Source organism: Cyclobacterium xiamenense (assembly GCF_009467825.1).
In the GTDB taxonomy this organism is placed as follows: domain Bacteria; phylum Bacteroidota; class Bacteroidia; order Cytophagales; family Cyclobacteriaceae; genus Cyclobacterium; species Cyclobacterium xiamenense.
The window spans coordinates 1-3,293 of the sequence record NZ_WIOK01000064.1; the positions used below are offsets into that span (position 1 = coordinate 1).

Here is a 3,293-nt window from a genome sequence, read left to right on the forward strand (position 1 = left end):
GAATCTGTGTAATCTGTGGTGAACATTTACTTCGCCCCAGGGCATAAAAAAAGCCCTTATGGGGTTAACCAAAGGGCTTTTGAATAAATGAGGCGGCGACCTACTCTCCCGGGTGTAACCCCAGTACCATCGGCGCTGCAGGGCTTAACTTCTCTGTTCGGGATGGGAAGAGGTGGGTCCCCTGCGCCGGGCCGCCTATGTCTTTGGTTTTCTACCTCGCTGTGGAAAACCGATCTCTTGTATTCATGACTTGTCTCGCGGAAAATGCAATGGTGGAATCGTACGTTCAAGCTTTCGGGCTATTAGTACTGCTCGGCTTTGCCATCTCTGACTTTACACCTGCAGCCTATCAACGTCATCGTCTCTGACGGCCCTGTTTGGAAGTCTCATCTTGGGGCGAGTTTCGCACTTAGATGCTTTCAGCGCTTATCTCTTCCCGACTTAGCTACCCGGCGGTGCAGTTGGCACCACAACCGGTACACCAGCGGTCGGTCCATCCCGGTCCTCTCGTACTAAGGACAGCCCCCCGCAGACTTCCCACGCCCGCAACAGATAGGGACCGAACTGTCTCACGACGTTCTGAACCCAGCTCGCGTGCCACTTTAATGGGCGAACAGCCCAACCCTTGGGACCTTCTCCAGCCCCAGGATGTGACGAGCCGACATCGAGGTGCCAAACCTCCCCGTCGATATGAGCTCTTGGGGGAGATCAGCCTGTTATCCCCAGAGTACCTTTTATCCTTTGAGCGACGGCCCTTCCATGCGGTACCGCCGGATCACTATACCCGACTTTCGTCCCTGCCCGGCTTGTATGCCTCGCAGTCAAGCTCCCTTTTGCTATTGCACTCCACGCACGGTTACCAAGCGTGCTGAGGGAACCTTTGGAAGCCTCCGTTACTCTTTTGGAGGCGACCACCCCAGTCAAACTACCCACCAAACAATGTCCCCCTAAATAGGGGTTAGACACCAGGCACACAGAGGGCCGTATTTCAACGGTGGCTCCACAACGCCTGGCGACGCCGCTTCATAGCCTCCGGCCTATCCTACACACCGTGTACCCGATGCCAATGTTAAGTTGCAGTAAAGGTTCATGGGGTCTTTCCGTCCCGTTGCGGGTACGCGGCATCTTCACCGCGACTACAATTTCACCGAGCTCATGGCTGAGACAGTGCCCAGATCGTTACACCATTCGTGCAGGTCGGAACTTACCCGACAAGGAATTTCGCTACCTTAGGACCGTTATAGTTACGGCCGCCGTTTACCGGGGCTTCGGTTCAACGCTTCTCGCTTGCGCAATAACGTCCCCCCTTAACCTTCCGGCACCGGGCAGGTGTCAGGCCTTATACTTCATCTCTCGATTTCGCAAAGCCATGTGTTTTTGATAAACAGTCGCCTGGGCCTTTTCACTGCGGCTTCTCCATCGCTGGAGGAAGCGCCCCTTCTCCCGAAGTTACAGGGCCATTTTGCCGAGTTCCTTAGCCATGATTCACTCGAGCACCTTGGGATACTCTCCCCGACCACCTGTGTCGGTTTGCGGTACGGGCGCACATACGCTTGACGCTAGAGGTTTTTCTTGGAAGCTCTTAGGACCACTATCCGATTGTCCGAAGACGCTCGGTACTATCAGGTTCGGCTAAAGCTGCGCATTTTACTACAGCTCCAATACCTACACCCTTTAACCCGGTATTCCGTCACCGGGCGGGCCTTTCAACGCTCCGTCACCCCGTCACCTGTACATGCGGTATGGGAATATTAACCCATTTGCCATCGGAATCCCCTTTCGGGTTATCCTTAGGTCCCGACTGACCCTGATCCGATTAGCGTTGATCAGGAATCCTTGGTCTTACGGTGTGGATGTTGTTCCCATCCATTATCGTTACTTATGCCTACATTTGCTTTTCCGGAAGCTCCACCACTCATCGCCAAGTGGATTCGCCGCCGCCGGAATGCTCCCCTACCACTACTCCCGATAAATCGGAATGTAATCCTTTGCTTCGGTACCGCGCTTGATGCCCGATTATTATCGACGCCCTGCCGCTCGACCAGTGAGCTGTTACGCACTCTTTAAAGGAATAGCTGCTTCCAAGCTAACCTCCTGGCTGTCTCTGCAACTGGACCACCTTTGTTCAACTTAGCGCGGATTTTGGGACCTTAGCAGTAGGTCTGGGTTCTTTCCCTCTCGGACTTGGACCTTAGCACCCAAGCCCTCACTGACGGTTCTGTAAAACGGCATTCGGAGTTCGTCAGGATTTGGTAGGATGTGACTCCCCCTAGTCCTATCGGTAGCTCTACCTCCGTCTTACAATTCCCGACGCTGTTCCTAAAAACATTTCGGGGAGTACGAGCTATTTCTCAGTTTGATTGGCCTTTCACCCCTACCCACAGCTCATCCGGAAGCTTTTCAACGCTTATCGGTTCGGTCCTCCACTCTGTTTTACCAGAGCTTCAACCTGGCCATGGGTAGATCACTAAGTTTCGCGTCTGCCCCCACCGACTATATCGCCCTGTTCGGACTCGCTTTCGCTACGGCTCCCCGCGTCTACACGGTTAACCTTGCCGGTGAGGAGCAACTCGTAGGCTCATTATGCAAAAGGCACGCCGTCATCCTGACTAAGTCAAGACTCCGACCGCTTGTAGGCGCACGGTTTCAGGTTCTTTTCACCCCGTTATTCACGGTACTTTTCACCTTTCCCTCACGGTACTCGTTCACTATCGGTCTCCGGGGAGTATTTAGCCTTACCGGATGGTGCCGGCAAATTCAGCCGGGATTTCTCCCGTCCCGGCCTACTCAGGATACCCACTCGCTTATCGTCCCTTCCCCTACGGGACTATCACCCCCTATGGTCCGAATTCCCATTCGGTTCGGGTCAAAACAATTCGCAATTATTGGGTCCTATAACCCCCTGACGGCCGTAACCGGCAGGGTTTGGGCTCTTCCGCGTCCGCTCGCCGCTACTGACGGAATCACTATTGTTTTCTCTTCCTATGGGTACTTAGATGTTTCAGTTCCCCACGTTCGCCTTGATTTATAAATAAACCAATATCCTAATCGCTTAGGATGGGTTGCCCCATTCGGACATCTGTGGATCAATCCGCCTGTGCCGGTCCCCACAGCTTTTCGCAGCTTGGCACGTCCTTCTTCGCCTCCCGGAGCCTAGGCATCCCCCGTACGCCCTTGTTCACTTGAACTCCTTATATGCCCTTTTGCAAACACATAAGGTTATTTCCAGATCAGTCTCGCTCGCGCTAAACCAATCTCATTGCATTCTCCGCTCAACATGTCAATGAACTTTT

2 rRNA genes are annotated in these 3,293 nt (G+C 53.6%); both read right to left on the reverse strand.

The features are described from left to right. Positions 1-87: 87 nt before the first annotated feature. Positions 88-199: ribosomal RNA gene (rrf, locus tag GCU44_RS22775) — 5S ribosomal RNA — on the reverse strand. Positions 200-282: 83 nt separating this feature from the next. Continuing rightward, positions 283-3,188 (reverse strand): 23S ribosomal RNA (locus tag GCU44_RS22780). Positions 3,189-3,293 lie beyond the last annotated feature (105 nt).